Annotated in this window: 31 protein-coding genes and 1 pseudogene; 21 read left to right on the forward strand and 11 right to left on the reverse strand. The window is 38.2% G+C overall.

Features of this window, described 5'->3' with window-relative positions; genetic code table 11:
- Positions 1 to 17: 17 nt before the first annotated feature.
- A complete protein-coding gene (locus MHB48_RS02865; protein ID WP_342600063.1) occupies positions 18 to 959 on the reverse strand; it encodes a VOC family protein in 942 nt (313 codons plus the stop codon).
- Between the two features lie 169 nt (positions 960 to 1,128).
- Here MHB48_RS02865 and MHB48_RS02870 point away from each other — a divergent pair, with 169 nt between their 5' ends.
- The 10 genes from MHB48_RS02870 (at position 1,129) to MHB48_RS02915 (ending at position 9,098) form a co-directional block, all read left to right on the forward strand.
- Positions 1,129 to 1,542, forward strand: coding sequence for a BlaI/MecI/CopY family transcriptional regulator (locus tag MHB48_RS02870; RefSeq protein WP_342600064.1), 414 nt, complete (start codon positions 1,129 to 1,131; stop codon positions 1,540 to 1,542).
- A gap of 3 nt (positions 1,543 to 1,545) precedes the next feature.
- Positions 1,546 to 2,394 (forward strand): M56 family metallopeptidase, encoded by an 849-nt coding sequence (locus tag MHB48_RS02875; RefSeq protein ID WP_342600065.1) that lies wholly within the window; start codon positions 1,546 to 1,548, stop codon positions 2,392 to 2,394.
- A 206-nt stretch (positions 2,395 to 2,600) separates the two neighbouring features.
- Positions 2,601 to 3,254: a DsbA family protein gene (locus tag MHB48_RS02880; RefSeq protein WP_342600066.1), complete on the forward strand. Its 654-nt coding sequence runs from the start codon at positions 2,601 to 2,603 to the stop codon at positions 3,252 to 3,254.
- Entirely contained in the window at positions 3,244 to 3,648 is a 405-nt protein-coding gene (locus MHB48_RS02885) for a disulfide oxidoreductase (protein WP_342600067.1), read from the forward strand. The genes MHB48_RS02880 and MHB48_RS02885 overlap by 11 nt, the downstream gene beginning before the upstream one ends.
- A 49-nt stretch (positions 3,649 to 3,697) precedes the next feature.
- Positions 3,698 to 4,234: a thiol-disulfide oxidoreductase ResA gene (resA, locus tag MHB48_RS02890; RefSeq protein ID WP_342600068.1), complete on the forward strand. Its 537-nt coding sequence runs from the start codon at positions 3,698 to 3,700 to the stop codon at positions 4,232 to 4,234.
- 245 nt (positions 4,235 to 4,479) lie between these two features.
- Complete coding sequence (locus MHB48_RS02895) at positions 4,480 to 5,166, forward strand: hypothetical protein (protein WP_342600069.1); 687 nt, start codon at positions 4,480 to 4,482, stop codon at positions 5,164 to 5,166.
- Positions 5,167 to 5,178: 12 nt separating this feature from the next.
- Positions 5,179 to 5,661 (forward strand): Cys-tRNA(Pro) deacylase, encoded by a 483-nt coding sequence (ybaK, locus tag MHB48_RS02900; protein WP_342600070.1) that lies wholly within the window; start codon positions 5,179 to 5,181, stop codon positions 5,659 to 5,661.
- Positions 5,662 to 5,772: 111 nt separating this feature from the next.
- Positions 5,773 to 6,420, forward strand: a complete 648-nt coding sequence (locus tag MHB48_RS02905; protein ID WP_342600071.1) for a YitT family protein — start codon at positions 5,773 to 5,775, stop codon at positions 6,418 to 6,420.
- Between the two features lie 333 nt (positions 6,421 to 6,753).
- Positions 6,754 to 7,815: a hypothetical protein gene (locus MHB48_RS02910; protein WP_342600072.1), complete on the forward strand. Its 1,062-nt coding sequence runs from the start codon at positions 6,754 to 6,756 to the stop codon at positions 7,813 to 7,815.
- A gap of 92 nt (positions 7,816 to 7,907) precedes the next feature.
- A complete protein-coding gene (locus tag MHB48_RS02915; protein ID WP_342600073.1) occupies positions 7,908 to 9,098 on the forward strand; it encodes a glycine C-acetyltransferase in 1,191 nt (396 codons plus the stop codon).
- A 386-nt stretch (positions 9,099 to 9,484) separates the two neighbouring features.
- Here MHB48_RS02915 and MHB48_RS02920 read toward each other — a convergent pair whose 3' ends face one another.
- Positions 9,485 to 10,129: a hypothetical protein gene (locus tag MHB48_RS02920; protein ID WP_342600074.1), complete on the reverse strand. Its 645-nt coding sequence runs from the start codon at positions 10,127 to 10,129 to the stop codon at positions 9,485 to 9,487.
- A gap of 171 nt (positions 10,130 to 10,300) precedes the next feature.
- On the opposite strand from MHB48_RS02920, the gene MHB48_RS02925 reads away from it, so the two are divergent.
- Together MHB48_RS02925 and MHB48_RS02930 are read left to right on the forward strand one after the other, a co-directional pair.
- Positions 10,301 to 11,242 carry an L-threonine 3-dehydrogenase gene (locus tag MHB48_RS02925; protein WP_342600075.1) on the forward strand — a complete coding sequence of 314 codons (942 nt, stop codon included), beginning with the start codon at positions 10,301 to 10,303 and terminating at the stop codon, positions 11,240 to 11,242.
- Positions 11,243 to 11,397: 155 nt separating this feature from the next.
- Positions 11,398 to 13,014, forward strand: coding sequence for a long-chain fatty acid--CoA ligase (locus tag MHB48_RS02930; protein ID WP_342600076.1), 1,617 nt, complete (start codon positions 11,398 to 11,400; stop codon positions 13,012 to 13,014).
- 583 nt (positions 13,015 to 13,597) lie between these two features.
- Here the strand turns inward: MHB48_RS02930 and MHB48_RS02935 are convergent.
- The 5 genes from MHB48_RS02935 to MHB48_RS02955 form a co-directional block, all read right to left on the reverse strand.
- Positions 13,598 to 14,938 carry a YjiH family protein gene (locus MHB48_RS02935; RefSeq protein WP_342600077.1) on the reverse strand — a complete coding sequence of 447 codons (1,341 nt, stop codon included), beginning with the start codon at positions 14,936 to 14,938 and terminating at the stop codon, positions 13,598 to 13,600.
- 106 nt (positions 14,939 to 15,044) lie between these two features.
- Entirely contained in the window at positions 15,045 to 15,731 is a 687-nt protein-coding gene (bshB2, locus tag MHB48_RS02940) for a bacillithiol biosynthesis deacetylase BshB2 (RefSeq protein WP_342600078.1), read from the reverse strand.
- Positions 15,732 to 15,743: 12 nt separating this feature from the next.
- Positions 15,744 to 16,094: a YojF family protein gene (locus MHB48_RS02945; protein WP_340917689.1), complete on the reverse strand. Its 351-nt coding sequence runs from the start codon at positions 16,092 to 16,094 to the stop codon at positions 15,744 to 15,746.
- Positions 16,095 to 16,222: 128 nt separating this feature from the next.
- Positions 16,223 to 17,056 carry a bifunctional hydroxymethylpyrimidine kinase/phosphomethylpyrimidine kinase gene (gene thiD, locus MHB48_RS02950; protein WP_342600079.1) on the reverse strand — a complete coding sequence of 278 codons (834 nt, stop codon included), beginning with the start codon at positions 17,054 to 17,056 and terminating at the stop codon, positions 16,223 to 16,225.
- 67 nt (positions 17,057 to 17,123) lie between these two features.
- Positions 17,124 to 17,381, reverse strand: coding sequence for a hypothetical protein (locus tag MHB48_RS02955; RefSeq protein ID WP_342600080.1), 258 nt, complete (start codon positions 17,379 to 17,381; stop codon positions 17,124 to 17,126).
- Positions 17,382 to 17,486: 105 nt separating this feature from the next.
- On the opposite strand from MHB48_RS02955, the gene MHB48_RS02960 reads away from it, so the two are divergent.
- From MHB48_RS02960 to MHB48_RS02980, 5 genes are read left to right on the forward strand one after another with little or no spacing between them, the layout of a single operon-like run.
- Entirely contained in the window at positions 17,487 to 18,239 is a 753-nt protein-coding gene (locus MHB48_RS02960; protein WP_342600081.1) for a DUF4230 domain-containing protein, read from the forward strand.
- 5 nt (positions 18,240 to 18,244) lie between these two features.
- Positions 18,245 to 18,898, forward strand: coding sequence for a uracil-DNA glycosylase (locus MHB48_RS02965; protein ID WP_342600082.1), 654 nt, complete (start codon positions 18,245 to 18,247; stop codon positions 18,896 to 18,898).
- A 37-nt stretch (positions 18,899 to 18,935) separates the two neighbouring features.
- Positions 18,936 to 19,115, forward strand: coding sequence for a uracil-DNA glycosylase (locus MHB48_RS02970; protein ID WP_342600083.1), 180 nt, complete (start codon positions 18,936 to 18,938; stop codon positions 19,113 to 19,115).
- On the forward strand, positions 19,112 to 19,357 hold the full coding sequence (locus tag MHB48_RS02975) for a YwdI family protein (protein WP_340917701.1): 246 nt from the start codon (positions 19,112 to 19,114) through the stop codon (positions 19,355 to 19,357). Before MHB48_RS02970 ends, MHB48_RS02975 begins: the two co-directional genes overlap by 4 nt.
- A gap of 19 nt (positions 19,358 to 19,376) precedes the next feature.
- Complete coding sequence (locus tag MHB48_RS02980; RefSeq protein ID WP_342600084.1) at positions 19,377 to 19,757, forward strand: DUF423 domain-containing protein; 381 nt, start codon at positions 19,377 to 19,379, stop codon at positions 19,755 to 19,757.
- Between the two features lie 372 nt (positions 19,758 to 20,129).
- On the opposite strand, the gene gerQ is transcribed toward MHB48_RS02980, so the two are convergent.
- From gerQ to hemQ, 3 genes and pseudogenes are all read right to left on the reverse strand, one after another.
- Positions 20,130 to 20,462 carry a spore coat protein GerQ gene (gerQ, locus tag MHB48_RS02985; protein WP_342600085.1) on the reverse strand — a complete coding sequence of 111 codons (333 nt, stop codon included), beginning with the start codon at positions 20,460 to 20,462 and terminating at the stop codon, positions 20,130 to 20,132.
- 17 nt (positions 20,463 to 20,479) lie between these two features.
- A pseudogene (locus MHB48_RS02990) lies at positions 20,480 to 20,900 on the reverse strand (cell wall hydrolase).
- Positions 20,901 to 20,998: 98 nt separating this feature from the next.
- Positions 20,999 to 21,748, reverse strand: coding sequence for a hydrogen peroxide-dependent heme synthase (hemQ, locus tag MHB48_RS02995; protein WP_342600086.1), 750 nt, complete (start codon positions 21,746 to 21,748; stop codon positions 20,999 to 21,001).
- A 151-nt stretch (positions 21,749 to 21,899) separates the two neighbouring features.
- On the opposite strand from hemQ, the gene pta reads away from it, so the two are divergent.
- Both pta and MHB48_RS03005 read left to right on the forward strand, forming a co-directional pair.
- Positions 21,900 to 22,844 (forward strand): phosphate acetyltransferase, encoded by a 945-nt coding sequence (gene pta / locus MHB48_RS03000; protein ID WP_342600087.1) that lies wholly within the window; start codon positions 21,900 to 21,902, stop codon positions 22,842 to 22,844.
- A 57-nt stretch (positions 22,845 to 22,901) separates the two neighbouring features.
- Positions 22,902 to 23,735: a lipoate--protein ligase family protein gene (locus tag MHB48_RS03005; RefSeq protein WP_342601286.1), complete on the forward strand. Its 834-nt coding sequence runs from the start codon at positions 22,902 to 22,904 to the stop codon at positions 23,733 to 23,735.
- Between the two features lie 18 nt (positions 23,736 to 23,753).
- Here MHB48_RS03005 and MHB48_RS03010 read toward each other — a convergent pair whose 3' ends face one another.
- Positions 23,754 to 24,380: an RsfA family transcriptional regulator gene (locus MHB48_RS03010; RefSeq protein WP_340917713.1), complete on the reverse strand. Its 627-nt coding sequence runs from the start codon at positions 24,378 to 24,380 to the stop codon at positions 23,754 to 23,756.
- A 157-nt stretch (positions 24,381 to 24,537) separates the two neighbouring features.
- Between MHB48_RS03010 and MHB48_RS03015 the strand changes: the two genes are divergently transcribed.
- Positions 24,538 to 24,765, forward strand: a complete 228-nt coding sequence (locus tag MHB48_RS03015; protein WP_342600088.1) for a DUF1450 domain-containing protein — start codon at positions 24,538 to 24,540, stop codon at positions 24,763 to 24,765.
- 269 nt (positions 24,766 to 25,034) lie between these two features.
- Positions 25,035 to 26,330, forward strand: coding sequence for an HD domain-containing protein (locus tag MHB48_RS03020; protein WP_342600089.1), 1,296 nt, complete (start codon positions 25,035 to 25,037; stop codon positions 26,328 to 26,330).
- Positions 26,331 to 26,387 lie beyond the last annotated feature (57 nt).

Genomic DNA, 26,387 nt, shown 5'->3' on the forward strand with positions numbered 1-26,387 from the left:
GGTGTGGCAGCCTTGCATTACTTGGTTACAATATGAAGGGTATTTCCAGAAGGATCTTGAACGATAATAGAATCTTCTTTTTCATCAAAAGGAAACTCCAAACGTTTCAGTTGTAACTTTGCTTCATCTAATTCCTCTTGTGTAAAAATAATCGTGAATTTCTTTAATCCTCTCGAGTTAGATGGAGGTGCAGGGAGACCGGTGCCAGCCCACGTGTTCAATGCAATGTGGTGATGGTAGCTGTCTTTTGATAAAAACAAGCTTCCATTTCCTTTGGATGTAATATCAAAACCGAGCCCGTCTACGTAAAATTGTTCGGTTATTTCAAGTTCAGAGGCTTGCAAATGCATATGACCAACACGTGTGTCCTCCGGAAGTCCCATCCATGAAGGGGATGCTTCTTCGACCAATTTCTCGAAATCAATCGGGTTAGTACCACCTACATATCCGCCATCCTTGTCTCGTTCCCAACTAGTAGGAGGGAGATCAGCGTAAATTTCCACTCCATTTCCGTCCGGATCAGCTAAATACAGTGCGTCGCTATACTGATGATTTGCTGCTCCTTGCATCGGATACTTGGTTTCAGACAAATGAAGAAGCATAGTCCCTAAACTGGCATGGTCCGGCATCAGAATAGCGAAATGATAGAGACCAGTTGTTCCTAAAGGTCTTTCCACTGTGTCTTCAACTTCTTCTAACACTAGCAAAGGGGTATGTCCATCAGCAGTTAGCGTAACTTTACTTTGCTCTTCCGTTAAAATATCAAAGCCGATTACTTGTTGATAAAATGCAGAGATTTTATCAAGATCAGAAACAATCAGGTGTACTCCTTCCAATCTAGAAGGAGAGTCAGTGTTATATGTTTCATAGGTTGTAACATTCTTTTTAAACAGGAAAAAAAGTGAGATGAGCACCACCACTAAGACGATACCAACGATAATAATTCGTTTGTTTTTCATTTGCATAAATCTCCTTTTTCATATAAACTACACTACGTAGTGTAACAGGAGATGCAAGAAAATACAGCTATAAGATTTTAAAAAATGTTTATTTCATCATTTTTCGATTAACAAATCTTGACTGGAAAAGTTACTCACACTACAATGAGTAATGTGAGGTGATTAAACCATGTTGATTCGAAAATTTAAAATAAACGAAAGTGGATTGAATCGCTTTTTCGGACCACTTGAAGCAAAGATTATGGATATCTTATGGAACGATGTGGAAATGACCATAAAAGATGTTCAGCAAGTCCTTGACCTGGAAAAAGTGACGAATTTTAACACAGTTATGACCGTCATGAACCGATTAGTCGAAAAGGGAATTCTTCAAAAGAGGGTAGAAGGTAGATCCTCCCTTTATAAACCAGTTCAATCTAGAGCTGAGTTTTTGAGTGCGCAGTCAAAAGAAATGACAAATGAATTGATGGATGAATTCGGAAACGTTGTTGTCAGCCATATGTTAGATGCGCTTGAAGACGTGGATGATGATCTTGTCGCAAAACTCGAGCAAAAAATAAAAGAATTGAAAAAGGATATGTAGCATATGACAAAACGTCAATCATCGCTAATGTTTATTGTTTCTCTTGTCATTTCAGGAACAATTTTTCTACAGATGGCTTTATACGTCATCTCCATGTTGGCAGGCTGGAACGTCAAATTTAACATCGTTGAAGTTTGTCATAGTACGCTAAAAGCATTCGGTTTGTCATCCCTAGAATATGTTCTAGATGCGCTAGTCATCTATACGCTACTATTTTCACTATGGAAACTGGTATCTCAATTGATTTATGCTACACGAATGAAAAAACGATTTCAGCAATATAAAGAGAAAGTGCTGACAATCGAAATGAATGAGACATATGAGAGTAAAAATGAGGATTTTTTAGTCATTTCCTATCCTGGAACATTTGCGATAACTATGGGCTTTATTCATCCTAAAATCATCGTAACAACTGGTTTGATAAGCCTATTAACGGAAGATGAATTAAATGCGGTCATAGCGCACGAGAACTATCATAAAGTAAATCGGGATCCATTAAAAATCTTTTTGTTATCACTTTTTTCTTCTACGTTGGGCTATATTCCCATTCTGAAGTGGTTTAACCAAAAATATAGAATCATTCAGGAAGTGTTAGCAGACGAATTTGCAATTGAAAAACAAGAGACATCTGTGAATTTAGGCAGTGCACTTTTGAAAATGTTAAAAGTAGGAAAGTTAGAAAAAATGCCTTTTGCTTATGCCTCATTTGCGGATACATCCGTAAATTATCGGATTGAATATATGTTAAACCCATTGACGGATGTTCAGTGGAAGATTCCATTGAAAGACGCATTTTTGTCGTTCGCAATTTTTATCTTAATTTGTATCTTTTTTATTTACGCGCTAGCGTAAATTTTTTATTCCATTACACTACATAATGTAGTTGAAGCTTTATTCAGCAGATATTTTTTTGCGACGAGTTTACGCAGGAGCAGTACAAAGCCTGCTGAATAAAGTTGTAGCCTCCGGCGGATGTACAGATTTTGTAAAGGAGTTTATCCGGCAAGCGGGATACAAAATCTGAGCACAAATTCGCCAAGGTAAATATGATAATAGGAGTGTTTTATTTGTCTAAGAAAATATTTTGGATAATCGGTATTGTGGCTGTAGCCCTTATTGCAATTGTAATGCTAAGCGATGCTAAGGAAGAGTCAGTAGTGATAGATTACGAAGGTCAACCATTTTTAGGGGAAGAATCAGCACCTGTTGAAATAGTTGAATTTGGGGATTACAAATGTCCTCACTGTGGAGATTTCAACAACAGTCTTTTTCCTATCATCAACCAGGAATTAGTTGAAACGGGGAAAGCGAAGTTTTACTTTATGAACTATTCATTTATTGCTCCCGATTCAACGACTTCTGCACAATTTGCGGAAACAGTTTATAAGGAACTAGGGAATGAAAAGTTCTGGGAATTCCATCACTTATTGTTTGCAAACCAAAATTCGGAATCCGGACAAGCGAATTTAATGACAGAGGAATTTTTAAAAGCAGTATTATCAGAGGTTGCAACTCCTGAAGAAACAGAAAAAGTTATGCTAGCTTTCGGTGAAGGTAAAGGGAAGGAAGCTTGGGATAAAGATATGAGTACAGCAAATAATCTTGGTGTCAACTCAACGCCAACGATCTATATTGGTGGAAAAGAATTCACTGGAAGTACAATGGATGATATGATAAAAATGGTGGAAGAGGCGGATACGAGTGGTAAATAAACCCCTTCTCCTTGCGTGGATAGCGTCTATTATAGCAATGGTGGGAAGTTTGTTTTTTAGCGAGCGAATGGGTTTTATTCCATGTACTCTTTGTTGGTATCAACGAATTTTGATGTATCCACTTGTTATGTTCCTAGGTATTGCTTTTTATCGAAATGATCGAACTATTTATAAATACATTTTACCGATGTCTGTGCTCGGTATGGGTATTTCAAGTTATCATTATGCGCTGCAAAAGATTCCTTCCATGCATGAATTCAGTTCATGTACGAGTGGGGTTCCATGCTCAGGCCAATATATTAACTGGTTAGGTTTTGTAACAATCCCATTTTTAGCGCTCATCGCATTTACGTTCATTACAGTAATGATGCTGATACTTTGGAAACGCAAATAACTTAACTTTCTCAAATATTCCTTCTAGGGAAGAAAGGACAATCGCAGCTGTGGATAATAAAAAGAAAAAACGCTTTTACATTCGACTGATCATTTTGGCAATAATGGTTGGAGCAATCGTCTTCACTATTTATTCCAATGTAACGAAAGAGAGAACAGCGATATTGCAGGTAGGAGATGATGCTCCTGACTTTGCACTTGTTGATATGAATGGAGAAAAGCATCAATTATCGGAATATAAAGGACAAGGTGTCTTTTTGAACTTTTGGGGAACTTGGTGTAAACCATGTGAAAGAGAATTCCCTCTAATGGACAAACAATATCAAGAATATAAAGACCAAGGTCTTCAAATATTAGCTGTAAACGTAGGTGAATCTGATTTTGTTGTGCAAAAATTTATCGATCGAAAAGGCTTAACTTTTCCAGTTTTAATTGATGACAATAAAAGTGTAATGGAGACTTACAATATCAATCCTTTACCAACAACTTTACTTATTAACCCTGAAGGTAAAATAGAGAAAATAATTACAGGGGAAATGAATGAAGAAATGATTAAGAATTATATGGAGCAAATTATGCCAATTTAATCTTTTAATTATGAAATTGATTCAGATAGATATAATAAACTAACAGGCGTTCATTAAGTTACAACAGTATCTTAATGAACGCCATTTTATATTGTTTTGAGTATATGGAACTATTACAAACATAGAAATGCAAATCTCATTTTGAATCTTATTTCTCATATTTCTTATGACTATAGTTAGTTGGATTATTCTGACAAAATGATAGAATGATATATAGGAGAACTTTATAGATGGAGGTGAACGATATGAGTTTAGTAAAATCTACAGGCAACGGTATGTCCAATAGTGTTTCGAACTTCGAGGAAAGGAAGCGTGCTCTGCAGCGTAAAGATGCTGGAGAAGCATATCGGAAACAAGCGGAATATTTCCAACCAAAAATGCCTTCTTTAGGTGAACTAGAAGATCTACTGCTCGGAAATAAAGAAAAAGAACAAGACACACCTGAATTAAGTGCGGCTGTTAGAGAGTATCAGCAAATAGAGCAAAATAATAGACCCCAAAATATGTTGGATATAAAAGGACCTAGCACTCCTGTGCAAACATTAGGTGGGCCAACGCTCGAAAAAACGATTGAGCTTTTAGAGAAGGTAAGAAGTTCTGCACTTGCACCAAAAGAACCAACTCCACAAGACTTGCGTGTTGCTGCCAGTGCAACTGCAAAAATACAAAGAGTTCAATCTCAAATTACGTTAAATCAAGAAGCATCTCGTCAAATTACATTAGAAGCTAAAAGACAAATAGAAGATGAAGCAGCTGTATTCAATCGCTCGATCCAATCAGATTTTCAATCTCCCAAATCAATAGAAGAAGATATGGAGAACTTACAAAAAAGACGATTAAAAGAACAAGCGATTGCCAAATATTCATATCAAGTACATTTGAAGCGCTATGGTTTTACCGACCTACAACCTAGCTTCTTCCGTATAGCTTAGGAGAATAAATAAATGGTGAAAAAGCAAAAAACCAATGCGGTTCGATTGTTGGAACAGCAAAAGATACCATTTGAATTAATTGAATATGAGCTCACAGGTGATCAAGTAGACGGGGTAACCGTAGCGAAAAAAATAGGCTACTCTGTAACTGTTGTGTATAAAACACTACTAATCACGGCAGGTTCCAATAAATATTGTGTATGCATTATCCCAGTAAGTAACGAATTAAATTTAAAGCACGTTGCAAAAGTAATCGGAGAGAAAAAGGTAGAATTACTTCCCCTGAAGGATTTACTAACAACTACTGGCTATATTCGTGGAGGATGCTCTCCTATTGGGATGAAAAAGTTATTTCCTACAATAGTGGATGATAGCGCGCAAAATCTTGATTTTATTATTGTGAGTGGAGGAAGAATAGGACTTCAGGTAAAGCTTTCTTTATCAGATTTACTTATGATGACTAAGGGGCAAGTTGCTACTATTAGTAAAATTTAAAAATGGTTAGCATTTTAGCTCATACAGGCTATAATGAACTTAATAGAATTTATTCCATTCCAACATTGTTGCGAATGGATTTTTTTCGGTTATAGAAAGTAGGATAAAAAAATGAAACAATTAGTTTGGCGCTGGGTATTTTTTGTAGTTGGTATTATGTCTATGTCTTTAGGTATTTCCATGACGATAATAGGGCAACGTTTTGGTGTAGGACCGTGGGATGTTTTACATGTGGGCCTCTTTCGTCATTTAGGTTTATCCATTGGTACTTGGGCTATTTTAACAGGTTTAGTTATTGTCCTCGTAACCATAATCGGAACTAAGAAATTGCCACAGCTGGGTACTTGGTTGAATATACTTTTCCTTGGATCTTTTATTGATATGTTTAACTGGCTATTGCCGGATGTAACGAGCTTCTTAGGTCAATTGATTTGTTTCATATTTGGAATTGTTGTCACGGCAATTGGGGTTGGTGTCTATGTATCACCGAATGTTGGAGCGGGACCTCGTGATTCTCTTATGCTATTAATCATGAAGAAAAAGGGTTGGAGTATTAAAAAAGTTCGTACTGGAATAGAGGTTATTGCAGGCCTTGCTGGTTGGGCACTTGGAGGACCAGTAGGATTAGGTACAGTACTTATTGCGGTTTTATTAGGACAATTAGTTCATTACACTTTGCCCATGGCTCAAAAGTTATTATTTAAAATCTGTGGGTACTCATTACCATTTACAAATAAGAGCGCTGAAAATCAGAAATGATTTTTAGGGCTTTTTTTCATGCTCAAATAAATTAGGTTGTTGTTTTTTAGGAAAATATATTTTATGACGAAAATCCGTGAGACTCCTGCGGAAAAACGGGCTGCCAAGACCCCATAGCGGGGCTATTGGAACAAATCCTAAGTTCGCCACATCCATGTGGCAAGGGATTCGTGACCAACAATCTGTTGGCCCGAAGAGGCTTGGCAGTTCTTCCCTGGATAGCGAGCGGATTTTCGGCAGATAACAGCATAATCGTTTAACAGATCCTGATTCATATAAATGTGTTCGTTCACATATATTATCCACTGAACGAATTATAGAAAGGGTGACAATTTGAACGGAACAATTACGCACTATATGGGGAAGTCGTATACAGGTCAAGGTGTTAAAAACTTCTACAAGGAAATCATTCAAGAAGCAAAAAGGGTCTACTTTTTCAAAGGACCGACAACCTATCGATTATCAGAGATATTAAAAGAAATAGGATACGCAGCGATTCGAAGAGGAAAAAATATGGAATGGTTTTATGATCCACTGCACGAAGAAGTAGTAGAGGGAATATACATTATTGATACAAAAACACTTTATTTACAGACGGACGCAGTAGATCCTTCTTATTATGGGGCAGGGCATGAGTGGGTACCTTATTATAATGCATACAAGGAAAATAGACTGAAAGATATAGGTCCTCTAATTCGTGATAAGCAAATTGCAAATGATGTTTGGTTAACCAAAGGGCTTCTTTCACTATCTCGTGCAAAGGTTATTCATGATGATTGGGAACAGCTGATACAGCCAGCAATTAATTGGGATGGAATAAATGCGCTATTAGAGGAATTAAAAAAGAAAGACATAGGCAACATTCAGCTTCAAAAGAATGCAAAAGTGACGCATCGTCTAATGGGTTCTCTTACGCCATATGGAGCAAAGGATACACTAAGCTCCATTTCTAAAAATTTGAAATCAAGACTTTATATAAAAGGCTTACCTGGTAGTGGAAAGTCTTCCTTTATGAAAAAGTTTGGAGAAGAAGCAAAGACGCATGGTTTAGATGTTCGTTTCATTTGGTGCGGATTGGATGCGAATAGTGTAGATGGCATTGTTGTTCCGGAGCTACAATTATGTTTAGTAGATGCGACAAGTCCGCATGTCTACGAGCCGGAACGGGAGGGAGATGAAATAGTCGATTTCTTTCCTTATATCGATCAGACTTTGCTGGATGAAGAGGCAATAGCAAAAGTACATGAAGCGTATTCCAATGAAATGGAAATTGCTCAAAATTATCTTTCTACGTATGCGGCAGAATCAAAAGTGATTAGAACTCTTTACGATTCTGCTATAGATGAAGAAGAGTGGAGTGCGCTGCACGATAAAATGATCGAAACTTTAGGGTGAGTAGGGGAAACTCCTACTCGCTTTTTTTTTTCGTATTTTGACCCATTCATGATAAGATAGAGGAGACTATTTTGTTTGAAAGGAAGATGACTTTGTCTAACATATTAAATAATTTTTTAACAGAAAACTTAAATGCATTAAAAAGCCAAGGTTTATATAACGAAATCGACCCTGTGGAAGGACCAAATGGAGCGAAGATAAATGTTCGCGGCTCTGAGCTTATCAATTTATCTTCCAACAACTACTTAGGACTAGCAACTAATCCAGAACTTAAGCGTATTGCAAAAGAAGCAGTGGACAAGTACGGAGTTGGAGCAGGAGCGGTTCGTACGATTAATGGCACACTGGACCTTCATATCAAACTAGAAGAAAAATTGGCAGAATTTAAAGGAACAGAAGCTGCCATTTCTTATCAATCCGGATTCAACTGTAACATGGCAGCAATCTCTGCGGTTATGGATAAAAACGATGCGATTTTATCAGATCAATTAAATCATGCATCTATTATTGATGGGTGCCGTCTTTCTAAAGCAAAAATTATCCCGTTCAACCACTCCGATATGGAAGATTTACGTGCTAAAGCAAAACAAGCAACAGAATCAGGCCAGTATAATAAAGTAATGGTTATTACAGATGGCGTATTCTCAATGGATGGAGATATTGCTAAGCTTCCTGAAATCGTAGAAATCGCAAAAGAATTTGACTTAATCACATATGTAGATGATGCACATGGTTCAGGTGTTACTGGAAAAGGAAAAGGAACTGTGAAACACTTTGGCTTGGAAAAAGAAATCGACTTCCAAATCGGTACTTTATCAAAAGCTATTGGTGTTGTAGGCGGATACGTTGCAGGGAAAAAGGACTTAATCGACTGGTTAAAAGTTCGCTCACGTCCATTTTTATTCTCAACAGCTCTACCACCAGGTGATGTAGCAGCAATTACAGCAGCAGTTCAGATCATTATCGACTCAACAGAGCTTCACGATAAGCTATGGGAAAATGGTGATTATTTGAAAGCTGGACTTGCCAAACTAGGCTTTAACATCGGTGCATCGGAAACACCAATTACACCATGTATCATCGGAGAAGAAAAGCTAACACAGCAATTCTCTAAACGACTATTTGAAGAGGGCGTTTACGCAAAATCCATCGTCTTCCCAACCGTACAAAAAGGAACTGGCCGCGTTCGTAACATGCCAACAGCAGCCCACACAAAAGAAATGCTAGACGAAGCACTAGCTATTTACGAAAAAGTTGGTAAAGAGCTTGGGGTAATTTCATAATATAAAGAAACATCCGAAGTCATTGCGACTCCGAATGTTTTAGACTGTAGGCCCACTCGAAGAAATTCGAGTGGGCCTACAGTTTTTTTAATAAATATAGATAAATCAGACCGGTGATTGCCACTGCGAGCTGGCGCTTTCCGCGGGCCGAGCCGCTTCCCTCGCGGCGTCCAGTACATGGTCTCGACTGTCCGGCTTTTCCCGCAGGAGTCGACACTCTCATACATCCGAAGTCATTGAGGCTTGGATGTTTTTTACAATACAAGATTTCGCTATAATTGTTGTACTTCAAAAAAACTAAACAGTTTTCAGTGGCTAACAATTTATTATTGTTCAACTATAGAAAAGAGCTAGAGTGGTCAGTAAAAGCTACAAAACCTAAAAATTCATGACTTTTTAGTATAGTTATTCTCCATATTCTTAAATGCATATACATTCATGAACTTCTGAATGCCCCGCGAGTGTTCGATGCTAGCATCAGCTTCTTTACGATATGTATGCATATCTCCTTTTGTTTGAGCAATTATTGCTTCGATTGCATGATGCATCCAGTCGACAGTTAGATATCCTGTTAAAGTACGGGCTTCCTCGAAGTTTCCTTTTAATGCTTCTGCATATGCTATGTAATACGTTCGAATGGGCAACTTACTAATTTGTTTCGCATGCTGTTCTAATTTAGAAACATTACGTTCGTATAAAGCTAAATTTGTTTTATACACTTCTTGTATGGAAGCTTGTTTATGCTTGGTTAAAATGCGTTGAACGGACTCAATAATTTTATCGTGATCACCAGATTTAACGGCAAGCGCGTAGGCCGGTATCGGCTTATGTTTATTTTGTTCTAAGTAGCGTTCTATTTTTTTGAGATTATTAGATTTGTAGAGAGTATACATATGTGGGGCAACAAACAACACTAGCGACACAAAGAGCATGCTTACATAGATTAGCCAAAAAGGAACCTCCAAAAACAATAGAATAATTGTTAGCGCTATCCCAAGCATAAAGATAACTGTATATTTAAGTATTTTCATTTGACACTCCTTTAATTTTCTATTATATCAAAAACTTCCATCTTCTCATTGTTGTATTTTACCACAGAACATCGTATAATGATAAAAATGTAAATATTGTTATATCAACGTTTTGTAAGTTTTAATTGTACTCTTGAAAAATACAAATGTTTTTAGATGGGGGAAGGTATCATGAAAAAAATTATGGTTACTGGAGCATTAGGACAAATAGGATCTGAATTAATCACGAAACTTCGAAAAGAGTATGGTGCAGATAACGTATTAGCAACAGATATTCGACATATTTCATCTCCAATAACAGAAAATGGTCCGTTTGAGATTCTCGATGTAACGGATGGTGAAAAAATGCATCAGCTTGCGAGTGATTTTCAAGCAGATACAATGATACATATGGCGGCTCTTTTATCGGCGACTGCAGAAGCAAAACCGCTATTAGCATGGAATTTAAATATGGGTGGATTGGTGAATGCACTAGAAGCTTCCCGTGAATTAGGTATGCAGTTTTTCACACCAAGCTCTATTGGTGCTTTTGGACCTTCTACACCTAAAAAAAATACACCACAAGACACGCTGCAACGACCAACAACAATGTATGGTGTAAACAAGGTATCTGGAGAATTACTTTGTGATTATTATTTCCAAAAATTTGGTTTAGACACTCGTGGCGTACGTTTTCCAGGCTTGATTTCTAATGAAACATTACCAGGTGGGGGAACGACGGATTATGCAGTGGATATTTACTATAAAGCATTAGAAGAAGGAAAATATACGTCTTACATCGCAGAAGGAACATTTATGGATATGATGTATATGCCAGATGCGCTACAAGCAATTGTAGATTTAATGGAGGCAGATCCTTCAAAATTAATTCACCGAAATGCATTTAACGTGACGGCTATGAGTTTCGAGCCAGAGCAAATTGCTGCATCTATCAAAAAAGTGATTCCAACCTTTACACTAGACTATGATGTGGATCCTGTACGCCAAGCAATTGCAAATAGTTGGCCAGATTCTATTGACGCTACTGCTGCAAAAGAAGAGTGGGGCTTCCAAGCGAAGTATGACCTCGATTCTATGACGATAGATATGTTGGAGAAATTAAAAGCAAAATAAGGATTTTAAATAAAAGTCGACTTACCAATTGGTGAGTCGACTTTTTATTGGAAATTAATACAAAAATACTGGTAGCTCTTACAATAAAACTTAAGTACAATATTAATGTAAGAATATTCTACAAATTCTAATTATTAATTGGAGGATGAGAAGATATGATGCAAACGCCACTTTTATTAACGGACTTCTTAAAGAGAGCAGAAAGGTATTTTCCTAATAAGCTAATTATTTCTAGAACAGGAGAAAACTCGATTCATCGCATTCCTTATAAGGAGTATGTGAAACGCACTCGAAAACTAGCAGATGCACTCACAAAACTTGGGATGAGCCGTGGGATGAAAGTCGGGTCTTTTGCATGGAATCATCATCGCCATTTAGAAGCATATTTTGCAGTACCTTGTGCTGGATCTGTGCTGCATATGATCAATATTCGATTATCCCCTGAGCATATTGTGTATATAATAAATCATGCGGAAGATGAGATTTTACTAGTTGATGCGGATTTATTTCCACTTATAGAGAAGATTGCTCCGATGTTAAAAACTGTTAAGCATTATGTCATTATGAAGGATGGAACGGATTTACCTGAGACGAGTTTAGAAAATGTCTATTCATATGAACAGTTGTTAAAAGAGGCATCACATACGTATGAGTTCCCAGAGGATTTAGATGAGAATATGGCAGCAGGAATGTGCTACACATCTGCTACAACGGGAAATCCAAAAGGTGTAGTGTATACGCATCGTGGACTCGTGCTTCATAGTTATGCACTTGGTCTTGCGGATTCGCTTGGAGTACGTGAAAGCGATATTGCGATGGCGGTAGTACCAATGTTCCATGTGAATGCATGGGGGCTTCCTTTTGCAGCGGTGAACTTTGGAACGACGCAAGTAATGCCAGGGCCAGGTTTTAACCCTGCTTTGTTGCTCGATTTAATTGAACAAGAGAAAGTGACGCTCACTGCTGGTGTACCTACTATTTGGATGGGTGTTTTGAATGAACAAGATCAAAGGCCAAGAGATCTATCGTCATTACGCGTAATTGTTTGTGGAGGATCTGCTTCTCCGAAAGGACTTATTCGTGCTTTTGAGGAGAAATACAATGTGCCATTTATTGTTGGTTATGGCATGACGGAAACGACGCCAATTGTGAGTTTATCCACTTTTACTTCCTCGATGGATAATTTAACGATGGATGAGCGAATTGACATGCGTGCACTACAAGGGCTGACTGTCTCTGGTATAGAAACTCGTGTTGTGAATGAACAAGGTGAGGTGCCATGGGATGGCAAGACGATGGGCGAATTAACAGTTCGAGGTCCTTGGATTGCAAGTGAATACTACAAGGATGAACGAACGCAAGAGGCATTCAAAGACGGTTGGCTATATACAGGTGATATTGCTGTCATGACAGAAAATGGTTATCTTAAAATTACAGATCGTACAAAAGATTTGATAAAGAGCGGTGGCGAATGGATTTCGTCTGTCGACTTAGAGAATTCATTGATGACACATGAAGCAGTAGCTGAAGCAGCAGTAATTGCTATTCCAGATGAGAAGTGGCAGGAGCGTCCGTTAGCTTGTGTAGTATTACGACCAGGATTTGAGAATCGAGTTACGAAAGCAGACTTGTTAACCTACTTAGAAGGGGAATTTGCAAAATGGTGGGTACCAGACGATGTTGTCTTCCTAAATGAAATCCCTAAAACTTCTGTAGGGAAATTCTTAAAAGCTACCCTTCGAAATGAATTGAGTAAAGCGTATCAAAAATAATTGTTTGGAAGCGGCCACTAGTGCCGCTTTTCTTTTATGAGAATGACCTGTTTTTATCATTCCTTTGAACGTAGCTCGTATAACCTAGTTACTTTCAATAGATTGTGGACAATGGCCGTAATGCACAACTACTATTTTTTATATAGGTTCATTTAAAGTGTCGCTATTTTATTGTTTGAAGAAGCAAGCGCGAGACTCCTGCGGAAAAACGGACTGTCGAGACCCCGTAGTGAGGCGTGTGAGGGCACTGAAAAACTCTATTACAGAATTCTTTATGATAAATATTTGATGTGACGATACTGTGTACTATAGGATTTAGCACGGCGGCGTGAGACTCCTGTGGGAAAGCGAGACAGCCGAGACCCCGCACGAAGCGCTAAAGAGAAGGAAGGCTAAGAGCGCCTCGTCCTGAGGCAACGCCTTCATGGCCAACATCGTGTTTACCCGAGGTGGCTTGGCGCTCGCCCACGGAAAGCGAACAGAGCCGTGCTAAATCCAATTAGCGGATATTTATTATGGACGCTTGTGCTTTTCTTAAATTGCCATAAAAAAGAAGCCTTCAGACGAAGGCTTCTTTCAATAGTTAAAATAATAGATGTGCAACCAATGCAATAATTGGGAAGGAAATAAGAGTACGTAGCAAGAAAATAATGATTAAATCTTTAATATTTACCGGGATTTTCGAACCTAGTAACAATCCACCAACTTCCGACATATAGATCAACTGTGTCACAGACATTGTCGCGATAAAGAAACGAGTCATTTCAGATTCAATGGACCCACCTAAAATAGAAGGTAAGAACATGTCGGCGAACCCAACAACCAATGTTTGAGCCGCAGCAGCAGCTTCTGGAATTCCAAATAACATTAATAATGGTTCAAATGGTTTTCCTAAAATGACAAAGACAGAAGTGTATTCTGCAAGCATTAAAGCAATTGTTCCAAATGCTAGTACTACTGGTGTAACGCCAATGTACATATCAATCACATTTTTAAATCCATCTGAGAATAATTTAGAAACAGATCTGTTTTTATCGGCCATTTCAAGTGCTTTTTCAAGGCCATGTGTAACGGCATTATAGTTTTCAGGATATTTTTCTGCGTCTAAATCTAATGGACGACCGTCAATATGCTTGTCCTCTTTATTAGCAAGTGGATAAATTCTAGGCATAATAAATGCTAGAACAATCCCACAAAGTAAAACCGTTAAATAATAAGGCACAAAGTATGTACCTAATCCAACTTCTTCAAGCACAACGATACAGAAGGTAATAGAAACAACGGAAAAAGTAGAACCAATAATCGCTGCTTCTTTTTTCGTGTAATAACCTTCCTCGTACTGTCTACTAGTTAGGAGTACTCCGATTGTTCCATCACCAACCCAAGAGGTAAGTGCGTCTACAGCAGAACGTCCAGGAAGCTTGAATAACGGACGCATTACTTTGACCATCATCGTTCCAAAAAACTCAAGTAAACCGAAGTTTAACAAAAGAGGTAATAACAAACCTGCGAATAAGAAAAGTGAAAATAGAGAAGATACTAAGCCATCTGGGCTTAATAATAATGCCCCTGTATTATCACTCCAAATAGCCTCTGGACCAAATTGGAAAATAATTAAAACGGCAAAAGTCGCCCCAACAACACGAGTAATTGTCCAAAAAATTGATACTTTAAATAAGTTGTTAACAAAAGTATTCTTTTTAGGTATGAATAAGTATACAAGTGAACCAATTGCTGCAATTAGCAATGTAGCCAGTGAAATCCATTGCACGACCGGTTCTAGTGTTTTAGAAAGTTCTTTTGCTAACCACGCAATTGGAATTTGCGAGCTACCAGCAATTGGCATTGGGATCATAAAAAGAGTAACTCCTACTATTGATGGTAGGAGGAATAAAAGCCAGGTGGATAAGGAAAACTTTTTCAAGTTCAAGACCAACTTTCTATATTTGAATAATTATGCGTATACAAGAGATATTGATACATAATAATTCAATTAGAAAGGGAAGTCTATAGCAATAGTTTATGTTCTATTATTCGAAATCTTTGTTGAAATCATAAGTGTAGAATCGTTCAAAATGGAGCCAATTTTCTGCTTCTGGTTCACCATCTGCTAAACGTTTATCCATTTCTTCTAACATCCATGCAGTTTGTGATATATGCGCTCGCATAGAGCCCATTTTTTCTTCTTTTGCATCTTTAATATTATGAACCACGTCTGGCTCTCCCAAATCTGTTTTGGAATTATTTGAAAAAGCTAAAGCATAAATAGTTGGGCGCGTTTCTTCAGGCATGCGACGAATAGCACGAATCATAGCACGGCCAGTTGCGTCGTGGTCAGGATGTACCGCATAGTTTGGATAAAAGGTAATTACTAGAGATGGATTGGTATCTGCTATTAATTGTTCCATCATACCTACCATTTTTTCGTCGTCCTCAAATTCAATCGTTTTGTCGCGAAGGCCCATCATTCGAAGATCGGTTACCCCCATTGCTTCCGCAGAAGCAAGCAACTCCTGTTTACGAACTTGAGGTAGTGTCTCGCGTGTAGCAAAAGGAGGATTTCCTAGATTTCTTCCCATTTCTCCTAATGTTAAGCATGCATATGTTACTGGAATTCCTTGTTTTATATAAGTAGCAATCGTGCCAGAAACACCGAAAGCCTCATCATCTGGGTGAGGGAATACGACTAATACATGTCGTTCCATTGGTAAAGTCATTTTTCTTCCTCCTTAATAGGTAAAAGGTGTTTTGCTTATTTGAAGTGCAACTGCAAGTTTTCCACTTTGATCATGACCAGCCATTAATAAACGATCGTGCTCATCTAATTCAAAATGCGTAATGCCTTGTGCATATACCCATCCGTGTGGGAGCTTAAGTCCTACTCGATGTGGAGCTTCTCCTGCTATTTTTCCAAGCTCATAGCGTAGCATCACATTTCGGATAAAGGCTCCGGCATTGAATACACTTTCGTTAAAGTGGGATGCATAAGCTCCATTTGTAGTCTCTAAATGTATATAAACATCTTCATTTGCAAAGTTATTCAAAAGCTCTTGTAATCTTTCCACATTCACAAGTTCCATCTTATATTGCCTCCTAGCATACTGTCTGTTATTAGTATAAAGAAAAAAAGTCCATGAAGCGAATGATTGAACTATTGAAAAAAACTCGCAAAGTCGGAATTGACTTTGCAAGTTGAATGTAATATTTATTAAACGATTGTTGTAGTTACTGTTGGTGCACCAAATTTTCCTTTTGCTCCGTGAAGAACTGGTCCAACGTATTGATTTAACTTCCATCCGTGTGCGATTGCAGCGGAAACAAATTCTTTCGCTTCAAATACCGAATCAGCCACTGTGAATCCATTAGCTAAGTTAGCAGTAACAGCAGCCGCGAACGTACAACCAGCACCGTGGTTATAAGTTGTATCTGTTTTTTCTGTTTCAAGTAGGGTATGTACTTGTCCGTCAAAGAATAAATCTACAGCTTTTTCATGTTTTAATTGCTTTCCGCCTTTGATAACAACATTTTTAGCACCAAGTGCATGAATTTTTTCAGCAGCAGCCTTCATATCTTCAATTGTTTTAAGTGCCCCAAGCCCAGAAAGTTGTCCAGCTTCAAAAAGATTTGGAGTAACGACTAATGCACGAGGAAGTAAGTAAGCAATCATAGCATCTACTGTACCAGGGTTAAGTACTTCATCTTCTCCTTTGCATACCATAACAGGGTCAATTACTACACTTGTAACTCCAGACTCTTTAATGATATTACCTGCAGTTTCAATAATTTCTTCTGTACTTAGCATACCTGTTTTAATCGCATCTACATTGGTAGATAACGCCGTTTTAGCTTGTCGTTTAATCTCATCTACAGGTAAAGAAAACACGCCGTGGCTCCAACCATTGTCGGGATCCATTGTTGCAACAACAGTAAGAACATTCATGCCGTAAGTTCCGTGTTCTTGGAATGTTTTTAAATCTGCTTGTATTCCAGCTCCACCTGAAGTATCAGAGCCTGCAATTGTTAATGTTTTTTTAATAGACATTTCAAAGATCTCCTTTTATATAGAAATTAATCTCAACTAATTGTATCAGATAGATGCAAATTTTCAATCAAGGAAGCTTTGGTGCAGCCAAGAGTTTTATTAAAATAAAGATGAAAAAAATGGCGACAATAAATGACAAAATAGAACCAATAATAAGACCATTTATAAAGAGTGAAATACCTAAAAAAATGACGAATCCTATGAATATAAGAGTCCCTAATGAGAAGCAGCCCATTCCAATGTTCTTAGCTTTATCTGAAACCTGATTTGAACTAGCTGCTTTTTCAATACTTCTCAACTTTTCACGATAATGTAAATCAGCCATTGTGCATATCTCCTTTTTTTCATCGTACCACGTAGGGAATAGTTGTTAATAGCGAAACTTTTCGTTACTCTTAACTTAATAGAATGAGAGGAAAAGAGGGATAATATGCGAAAAGATGACAAAATCCGCGAATTGGAAAAGCTTTTGGAAGAACTAAAAGCCCAAAATGAAACAGCTGCAACAATTGTCGAAAGTCCCGCTAGACGAGGCTTCGGTTCTTGGAAGTTGCCCCTATTTTTATTCAAGTTTGGCCCTAAGTCATTCTTCCTTGTGATTGGATTAGTCGTTCTTCTATTAATAGCAGCCTTGCCATTTGCCGCTTTTTGGGCAATTAAAGGTAGTACTTTTACAGAAACGAAAGGTTCGTTTGTTGAACAAGTTCAAGCTTTAAATGAACTTTCGACAGCACAGGCCTACACAAAAGTAATTATTGAACGACAAGATAATACGTTATTCGGAAAAGAAATTGGGGTTGATTTACCAGGGACAAAAAGACAGCTACTAGTTGTTGTACCTGGATCCGTCAAAGCAGGGGTAGATTTTTCGCAAGTGACAGAGTCAGATATTATAGTAGATGAAGACAATAAAACTGCTAAGCTAACATTACCTAAGCCACAATTTTTAGGTGGGCCAGAGATACTGTTTGATCAAGTAGAAGTATTTTCATATGAAGGATTGTTCCGGGAAAAAGCAGATATCGAGGAAGCGTATGAACTTGCAGAGACAGCTAAGAAAATGATGATCGAAGAAACAACTGGACAAGGTATTCTTCAATTAGCAGAAGAGAATGCAGCAAAATCTGTGAAAGAAATGTTCCAATTAGTCGATTATGACGTGCAAGTAGAGTTTAAGGAGTGACAGCGTTGACAAGCTGGAAAGAAGTTTTAGCCGAAGAAATGAAGAAGCCGTATTTTGTAGAACTACAATCATTTTTAGATATGGAATATGCTAAACATACGATATACCCAGATCGAAATGATATTGGAAGTGCATTTCAATTCACTCCATTTAATGAAGTGAAGGTGGTCATTTTGGGGCAAGACCCATATCACGGCCCTGGACAAGCCCATGGAATGAGCTTTTCTGTAAAGCCTGGAGTTGCGATTCCACCAAGCTTACGCAATATGTTTAAGGAATTGGCGGAGGATATTGGTTGTTCCATTCCAATGAGTGGCTATTTAGAAAACTGGGCAGAGCAAGGGGTTTTATTGCTAAACACGGTTTTAACGGTCCGTGCAGGGGAAGCGAACTCACATAAAGGGGTGGGCTGGGAAACATTGACGGATGCAGTAATTCAAAAATTATCGGAACGAGAAAAACCAGTTATTTTTGTACTTTGGGGAAAGCCAGCACAATCGAAAATGAAACTAATCGATACGACAAAACATCTGATTTTACAAGCTCCTCATCCAAGTCCGTTGAGCGCGCATAGAGGATTTTTCGGAAGTAAACCATATTCCAAAATAAATGCTCAGCTCATCTCGTGGGGCGATAAGCCAATCGATTTTTCCTTGTGATTATGCTACGATAACAAGTGGAAAGTGGGGAGAATACATGGCAGTTAACTGTTTTAAATGCCGACACTTTTATACTACATGGGATGCAAGTCATCCACGTGGCTGTAAGGCTTACGGGTTTAAAACGAAAGAGCTCCCATCCGCATTGGTAAAACGTACCTCTGGCATGGAATGCTTAAAATTTGAACCGAAGCAAGAGGAGGGGCCAAATCGATGATATCGAATGAACAAATCTTGATGCAAATAGAAAAACAACTTTATCAAGCAAAAATGATGGACAATGAACAATCTGTAAGAGAGTCATTAGCTGCAATTAGGGCTTTATGTGATGTTGCATTAGATTCGTCACCATCTCCGGCACCAGTGAGCCGCGATTTGTCTAAGGTGCAAATTAGTCCTGCACAACCAATAGCATTGAAGGAAGACGATGCAAATGGAGAGTCATTATTTGATTTTTAATAGAAGGTAGGAAAATTACATGAAATTTTTTATTATAGCAGGTGCTATTAATGGATTTCTAGCCGTTGCACTAGGTGCATTTGGCGCACACGCACTAGAAGGAAGAATTGCCGACAAATATTTATCGACATGGGATACAGCGGTTCAATATCAAATGTTTCATGCATTGGCTTTAGTGGCAATCGGCATACTAATGAGCAGTAAATTATTGGGACATGTTTCTTCTTTAAATACAGCAGGGTACTTAATTCTTGCTGGAATTATTATATTCTCAGGAAGCTTGTACGTACTTAGTTTAACGGGTATTAGCATTCTAGGAGCAATAACGCCAATCGGTGGTGTAGCCTTTTTAGTAGGCTGGATTATGCTAATCGTGGCAACAGTGAAGTATGCAAATTAATTAAGGGAGAGGCCAAATCTTTAATAGGATTTGGCTTTTTTTTTGATTTGTGCAGAAGGTGGGGTTAGTGCCAGTTCGTTTGGTGGAATTATTATACATTAATAGTTAGAATATGGCTTACCGCAACCAGTTGCTGCATAACTGAGACCAATTCAGCCAGAATCGCAACCAATTCTCGAAAACCGAGACCAATTACCCCATAACCGAGACCAAATCTCATAATAAAGAGCTTTCTCTACGCGAGATATTACTAATGATAGTAATATGACTTCTCATACATTGTTAGTTAGAATGCGACTGAAAGCGACTAAGCCCTAAACCCTTCCAAACAAAAAAAGGCCTATCCTCATAATCGAATAAGCCCATTCTTCCTTATATATTATAGTTTATCTCTTCATCAAACGTTGCATAATCAAAATAAATCATAAGCATTAAGTATCTCTTACCATTTTGATCACTCAGAATAATGTGATCTCGACCAGCTGCTTCTACGTAACCTGTAATTATTACAGAATTATGCACTTTACTAGCCTCAAATGTAAAATAGAATGTGCCTAGTTTTCCTTTATTCATTCTTAAAATGTTTTCGATGTAGGACTCTTCTTGTAGACGAGCAGTTGCGGGTATCTGTGGTGGAGTCATTTGTTGTTGCTGTTGTAGCTGCTGTTGTGGATAGCCTCCAGGGTACCAATAATATTGAACCATTCATACATCCTTTCTTTTTAGAGTTCTGGGCAATCTGCTGTTGAAGGGGAGAAGAAGCGATGTGCTTTAAAGCGGCCAGTGTTCCATTGGTTATACCACTAAGCTGGGCAATCGCCAGATGGGTCAAAAAACCATAATGAGCGTGTTGCTGGATAAAAGCGTTCGCCGTTAATAACCCGCCTTGCTAATCTTTTATCAACCTCCCGTGCGCGTTGATAAAAATACGATTTCTGCGTTGCTTCAAATCCACCGGGGCTTTGAAAACCATCTGTTCCAAATTTAGGATATCATTGAAGTAAGTCTAAGCAAGCAGCACGACCTCGGTTCACACCAACATTCCACCATAAGCATTCCAAGCTCGCCTTCACCTTCAGCTTCAGCACGCATTAGCCTTGCAAGTGGATCCAATTCTTTTGCCGTAGAACGAACTACTGCCAATGCATCACCTCCTACATTACACTATGCAAATAAATAGCCAATCATGCCAAATTTTGCGTTCGAAAAAAGGCTACATAAGCTGTAGCCTTTCTCATAAATTAAATATTAAAAAATGTTTCGCGTTTCTCAGCTTCAAGGATTGTACCGGTGAAGAAAGAACCGAATTCAGCATAACGTGCGCTAACTTCGTCAAAACGCATTTCGTAAATTAATTTTTTAAATTGAAGAACATCATCTGAGAATAAAGTTACGCCCCATTCGAAATCGTCGAAACCAACAGAACCAGAGATGATTTGTTTTACTTTACCAGCATAACTGCGACCAATTAAACCATGGCTGCGCATTAAATTCTTACGCTCTTCCATTGGAAGCATGTACCAGTTGTCGTTTCCATCGCGACGTTTGTCCATTGGGTAGAAGCAAATGTACTGTGAACGTTGAAGTTCTGGATATAAACGAGCACGTACATGTGGGTTTTGGTATGGATCTTCGTTTGATTCACCAGCTAGGTAGTTAGATAATTCTACTACTGACACATAAGAATAAGCAGGAATAGTAAAGTCTGCAATAGTTAATTTATTAAATTTCGCTTCTAATTCTTGAAGCTCATCCATTGTTGGACGTAATGTCATCAACATAAAGTCTGCTTTTTGACCAACGATTGTGTAAAAAGCATGCGCTCCTGTTTTAGCGTCGTCTGCTTGTTGTAATTCATCTAAAAATGCTACGAATTCATCTGTTGCTTGTTTACGAAGTTCTGGATCGACTTGCTTCCATGATGCCCAGTCCATTTGGCGGAAATCATGTAAAACGTACCAACCATCTAATGTAATTGCTGCTTCATTCATTATATAAGACACTCCTTTGAATAAAAATTTCGCATCTTCAGTGTATCATACAACCTCCAATATTTCCCCTTTTGCCACGATTAACACATGACAATCTGTGACAAACTCGTGTATGCTTAACATAATAAAAACAAGGATAGGTGGCGGCAAAATGGCTGATTTATTTCAAGAAATCAAAGACAAGTTGCGGGGTGCGAATATATCCATCGTATTACCAGAAGGCAACGATGAAAGAATTATTGCAGCTGCTTTAAAACTCCAAAAAGAAGGTATTATTACACCGATTGTCATTGGATCCGAAAAAGAGGTCCCGAGCAATTTGACTGTTATAAATCCCGAGACTTTTGAAGAAATGGACGAGCTTGTAGAAGCATTTGTTGAGCGTCGCAAAGGAAAAGTAACATCAGAAGAAGCAAGAGAAATTTTAAAAAATGTTAATTATTTTGGTACCATGCTCGTGTATACAATGCGAGCAAATGGATTAGTAAGCGGAGCAGTACATACGACGGCTGAAACCGTTCGACCTGCACTACAAATCATCAAAACAAAGCCGGGTATCTCCAAAACAAGCGGTGCATTTCTTATGGTAAAAGATGAACTTCGCTATGTGTTTGCAGATTGCGCTATAACGATCGCTCCAACTAGTGAGGATTTAGCAGAAATAGCAGTGGAAAGTGCAAAAACAGCAGCAGCCTTTGGAATAAAACCAAAAGTCTCTATGCTTTCCTTCTCTACAAAGGGCTCTGCACAATCAAAGGAAACAGAAAAAGTGGTACAAGCAACTAAACTTGCAAAACAGTTATCACCTGAAATAGCGATTGAAGGGGAACTCCAATTTGATGCTAGTATCGTTCCTGCAATTGCTGCAAAGAAGGCACCTGGAGCAGTTGTGCAAGGGGATGCCAATGTTTTTGTGTTCCCATCACTTGAAGCAGGAAATATCGGCTATAAAATTGCAGAACGCTTAGGTGGGTTCGAAGCAATTGGCCCAATTTTACAAGGATTGTATGCACCAGTAAATGATTTATCTCGTGGCTGTTCGGCTGAGGATGTCTATAAACTTTCCTATATTACAGCTGCACAAGCGTTAGAATAAAGAGTATTCTCAGGATTGTCGACAGACTGAGACTAAGGAGTATATTGCATGTCAGATATAGATGTTTTATTACAGCAAGAAACGTGGCGATTTTGGGATCAATCGCTTAGTGGTAAGAGTCGTTCAGCATTAGAATCCTTTGCGGCGGATGACTTGCTTTGCCAGTTAGTTGGGCAGGGCCAATCTCCCGCAACCGTTCGAACTTGGGTACATAGTCAGACGATAGTATTAGGAATTCAAGATCATCGACTTCCATTCGTAGAAGATGCGCAGGATTTCTTACGTACACAAAGCTATACGCCAATCGTGCGAAATTCTGGTGGACTTGCAGTTGTGTTAGATGATGGAGTACTCAATCTATCGATTGTTTTGTCCGAAATTCAACAATCTATTGATATTCCAACAGGATATGAAGTGATGCTTGCTTTCATACAGCTTTTATTCCCAGAAGCGGAAGGGAAAATAGAAGCTTATGAAATTGTAGGGTCGTACTGCCCAGGTTCGTATGATTTAAGTATTAACGGTAAAAAATTCGCTGGCATTTCGCAACGCAGACTTCGACAAGGTATCGCTGTGCAGGTGTATTTATGTGTGGAGGGTAGTGGAAGTGAGCGAGCAGAATTAATTCGTCAGTTTTATGAAATCGGTGTGCAAGGGGAAGAGACCAAATTTAGCTATCCAGAAATAAAACCAGAAGTAATGGCCTCTTTAAATGAGTTGCTAAATGCTTCCTTTGCAGTGGAAGATATTGTTATACGCATTCAACAGTTGTTGCAACAGCTGTCTACTAATGTAGTATCCCAATCTGTCACGCAAGATGAGATGGATCTCTACCAATTTTATATGCAGCGCGTAGTAGATAGAAATAAAAAGATGCTAAATGAAAAATAAAAAAAAACCACCAATCCATTAGACGGTTGGTGGTTCTTTAGATACGAGATTACCGTTCTTCTCCATTTGGAAAACAGGAACAGTCGGTAAATCTTCGTCATTTAATGTTACGAGACGTCTTGCACGGTTCATGATCTGCACAAATTGCTCGTAGTCTTGTTTAATTGCAGCATTTTCTTTTTCTAGTTTAGCAAGTTCACTTTCTAATTTACGAATTTTTTCTGTTGAGATCGTTGCTAAGTGACGATACCTAGTAATATCGGAATCACTATGCTGTAGTCTTACGAGATACGCAATAATAATATCAATGGATAATGCTGAAACAGGGATCGAAGAAGTACGTTCTCCTCCTTCTTCTTGAGGCTTGGCTAAATAAATACCGTTTCCTCTTCGACGATAGTCTTTCCCTAGTATACGAAGCTTTTCTTTCCGTTCTTTTTTTGCTTCTTTTAATTCTGTTTCATATTGATGACGAACGACCGCATTCCATCGAAAGCCACATGCCGCAGCAGTTCGATTTAATTCATCACCTGCTTCTTCAAACGCATTTAACTGGGTACTTCCTTCACGAACGTGCCTAAGCACCATTTCTGCTAACATCTCATCATTTTCATTCATCCATGCATCTTGCCTAATTTTTACCATGTTTGTCCTCCTACCATGTTCATAGTTTCGTTGTTCTATTAACATGATGGTCAACATATCGCTCTTTTATTCACGTAAAATACACTTGATAGCAATATAAACTTTAAGATACAATGACCTGTAGACAATTACTATTTATAGAAAGGGTTGTGGACAGATGGCAAACCATTTTCGAGTTTGCGATGAGTGTCAGGCCGTTAATTTAAAAACATTAATTCCAAAGCTAAAAGCGATTGATCCAGAGGCAGAAATTGAAGTAAAAGAATGTCAATCATACTGCGGACCAGGACGAAAGAAGACGTTTGCTTTTATTAATAATCGTCCAGTGGCAGCTTTATCAGAAGACGAATTAATGGAAAAAGTACGCGCCAAGCTAGAAGACTAAAAATAGCGCAAGGCGCCCATCTAATAGGAATACAGTCGAAGATGATGAAATTTGACCTCATCGACTGACTTCTGAAGACTAGAAAGTTACTAGATCGAAAAGTTATACTTGCATATCTTTCAAAAAAATGCCGCCTTTCCAGAAGCGGCTTTTTTCTTTATACTGAAAATAAAATGTACACTATTTAGTTGAATTTATATTTAGCTTTAGCGTCTTCTTTGTCTGGAGATTGAAATGAGCTAAAGCTATAACATTATGGGGGTGGGAAAATGAGCTATGCTACGCAGAAGCTAGCAGAAGAAAAAGTGTTTAAAGACCCGGTTCACCGTTATATTCATGTTCGTGATCAAGTTATTTGGGATGTTATTGGATCAAAAGAATTTCAACGACTTCGCCGCATTAAACAGCTTGGAACTGCCTATCTAGTTTTTCATGGTGCAGAACATAGCCGTTTCAATCACTCGTTAGGAGTATATGAAATTGTTCGTCGAATCGTAGATGATAGTTTTAAGGAGCGTCCGCAATGGGATGCTTCAGAGAGACTAGTAGTATTATGTGCGGCTCTTCTTCATGATTTAGGACATGGACCATTTTCACATGCTTTCGAGAATGTATTTGATTTAGACCATGAAGAATTTACGAGAGCGATATTACTTGGGGAAACGGAAGTAAATGAAATCTTAAAAAGGGTAAGCAAGGATTTCCCTCAAAAAGTAGCGGATGTAATCGCAAAAACGTACCCAAACAAACAAGTAGTAAGTTTAATTTCTAGTCAAATTGATGCCGATCGCATGGATTATTTACAAAGAGATGCTTATTTTACGGGAGTTAGCTATGGTCATTTTGATATGGAGCGAATATTGCGTGTTATGCGTCCTCTAGAGGATCAAGTGGTGATTAAATCGAGTGGAATGCATGCAGTAGAAGACTACATTATGAGTAGATACCAAATGTATTGGCAGGTGTATTTCCATCCTGTGTCGCGCAGTGCAGAAGTTATCCTAACAAAAATTTTACATCGTGCGAAAGCATTAAGCGAAATAGGATATCACTTTGAACAACAACCAACTCATTTTCTAGGATTTTTTGATGGAACATTTACACTAAAAGATTATCTTGCCTTAGACGAAGGGGTTTTATTGACCTATTTTCAGCTTTGGATGTCTGAAGAAGATCCGATTTTAGCTGATTTATCTAGTCGATTTGTTAATCGTAAATTATTTCAATATATTGAGTTCGATTTAGCGAAGGACTACGTAAAAATGAAAGAACTCGAACAATTATTCAAAAGAGCAGGTATCGATCCTGAGTATTATTTAGTGTTCGATTCGTCATCGGATTTACCATACGATTTTTATCGACCTGGAGAAGAGGGAGAACGAATCCCAATTCATTTACAAATGCCTTCCGGAGAAATTAGAGAGTTATCACGAGAATCAGATGTAGTAGAAGCGATATCTGGAAAACGCCGAACTGATCATAAATTGTATTTCCCTGAAGATTTCTTAACAGCAGACGGCAAAAAGAAAGCATTGAAAAAACAAATACTGGAATTGTTAACTTGATTCCGTATGAGGCGTCCTGCAGCAACGTCTAAGTAACCGACATCCTGTTGGCCCTAG

Source organism: Psychrobacillus sp. FSL H8-0483 (assembly GCF_038637725.1).
Classification (GTDB): Bacteria; Bacillota; Bacilli; order Bacillales_A; family Planococcaceae; genus Psychrobacillus.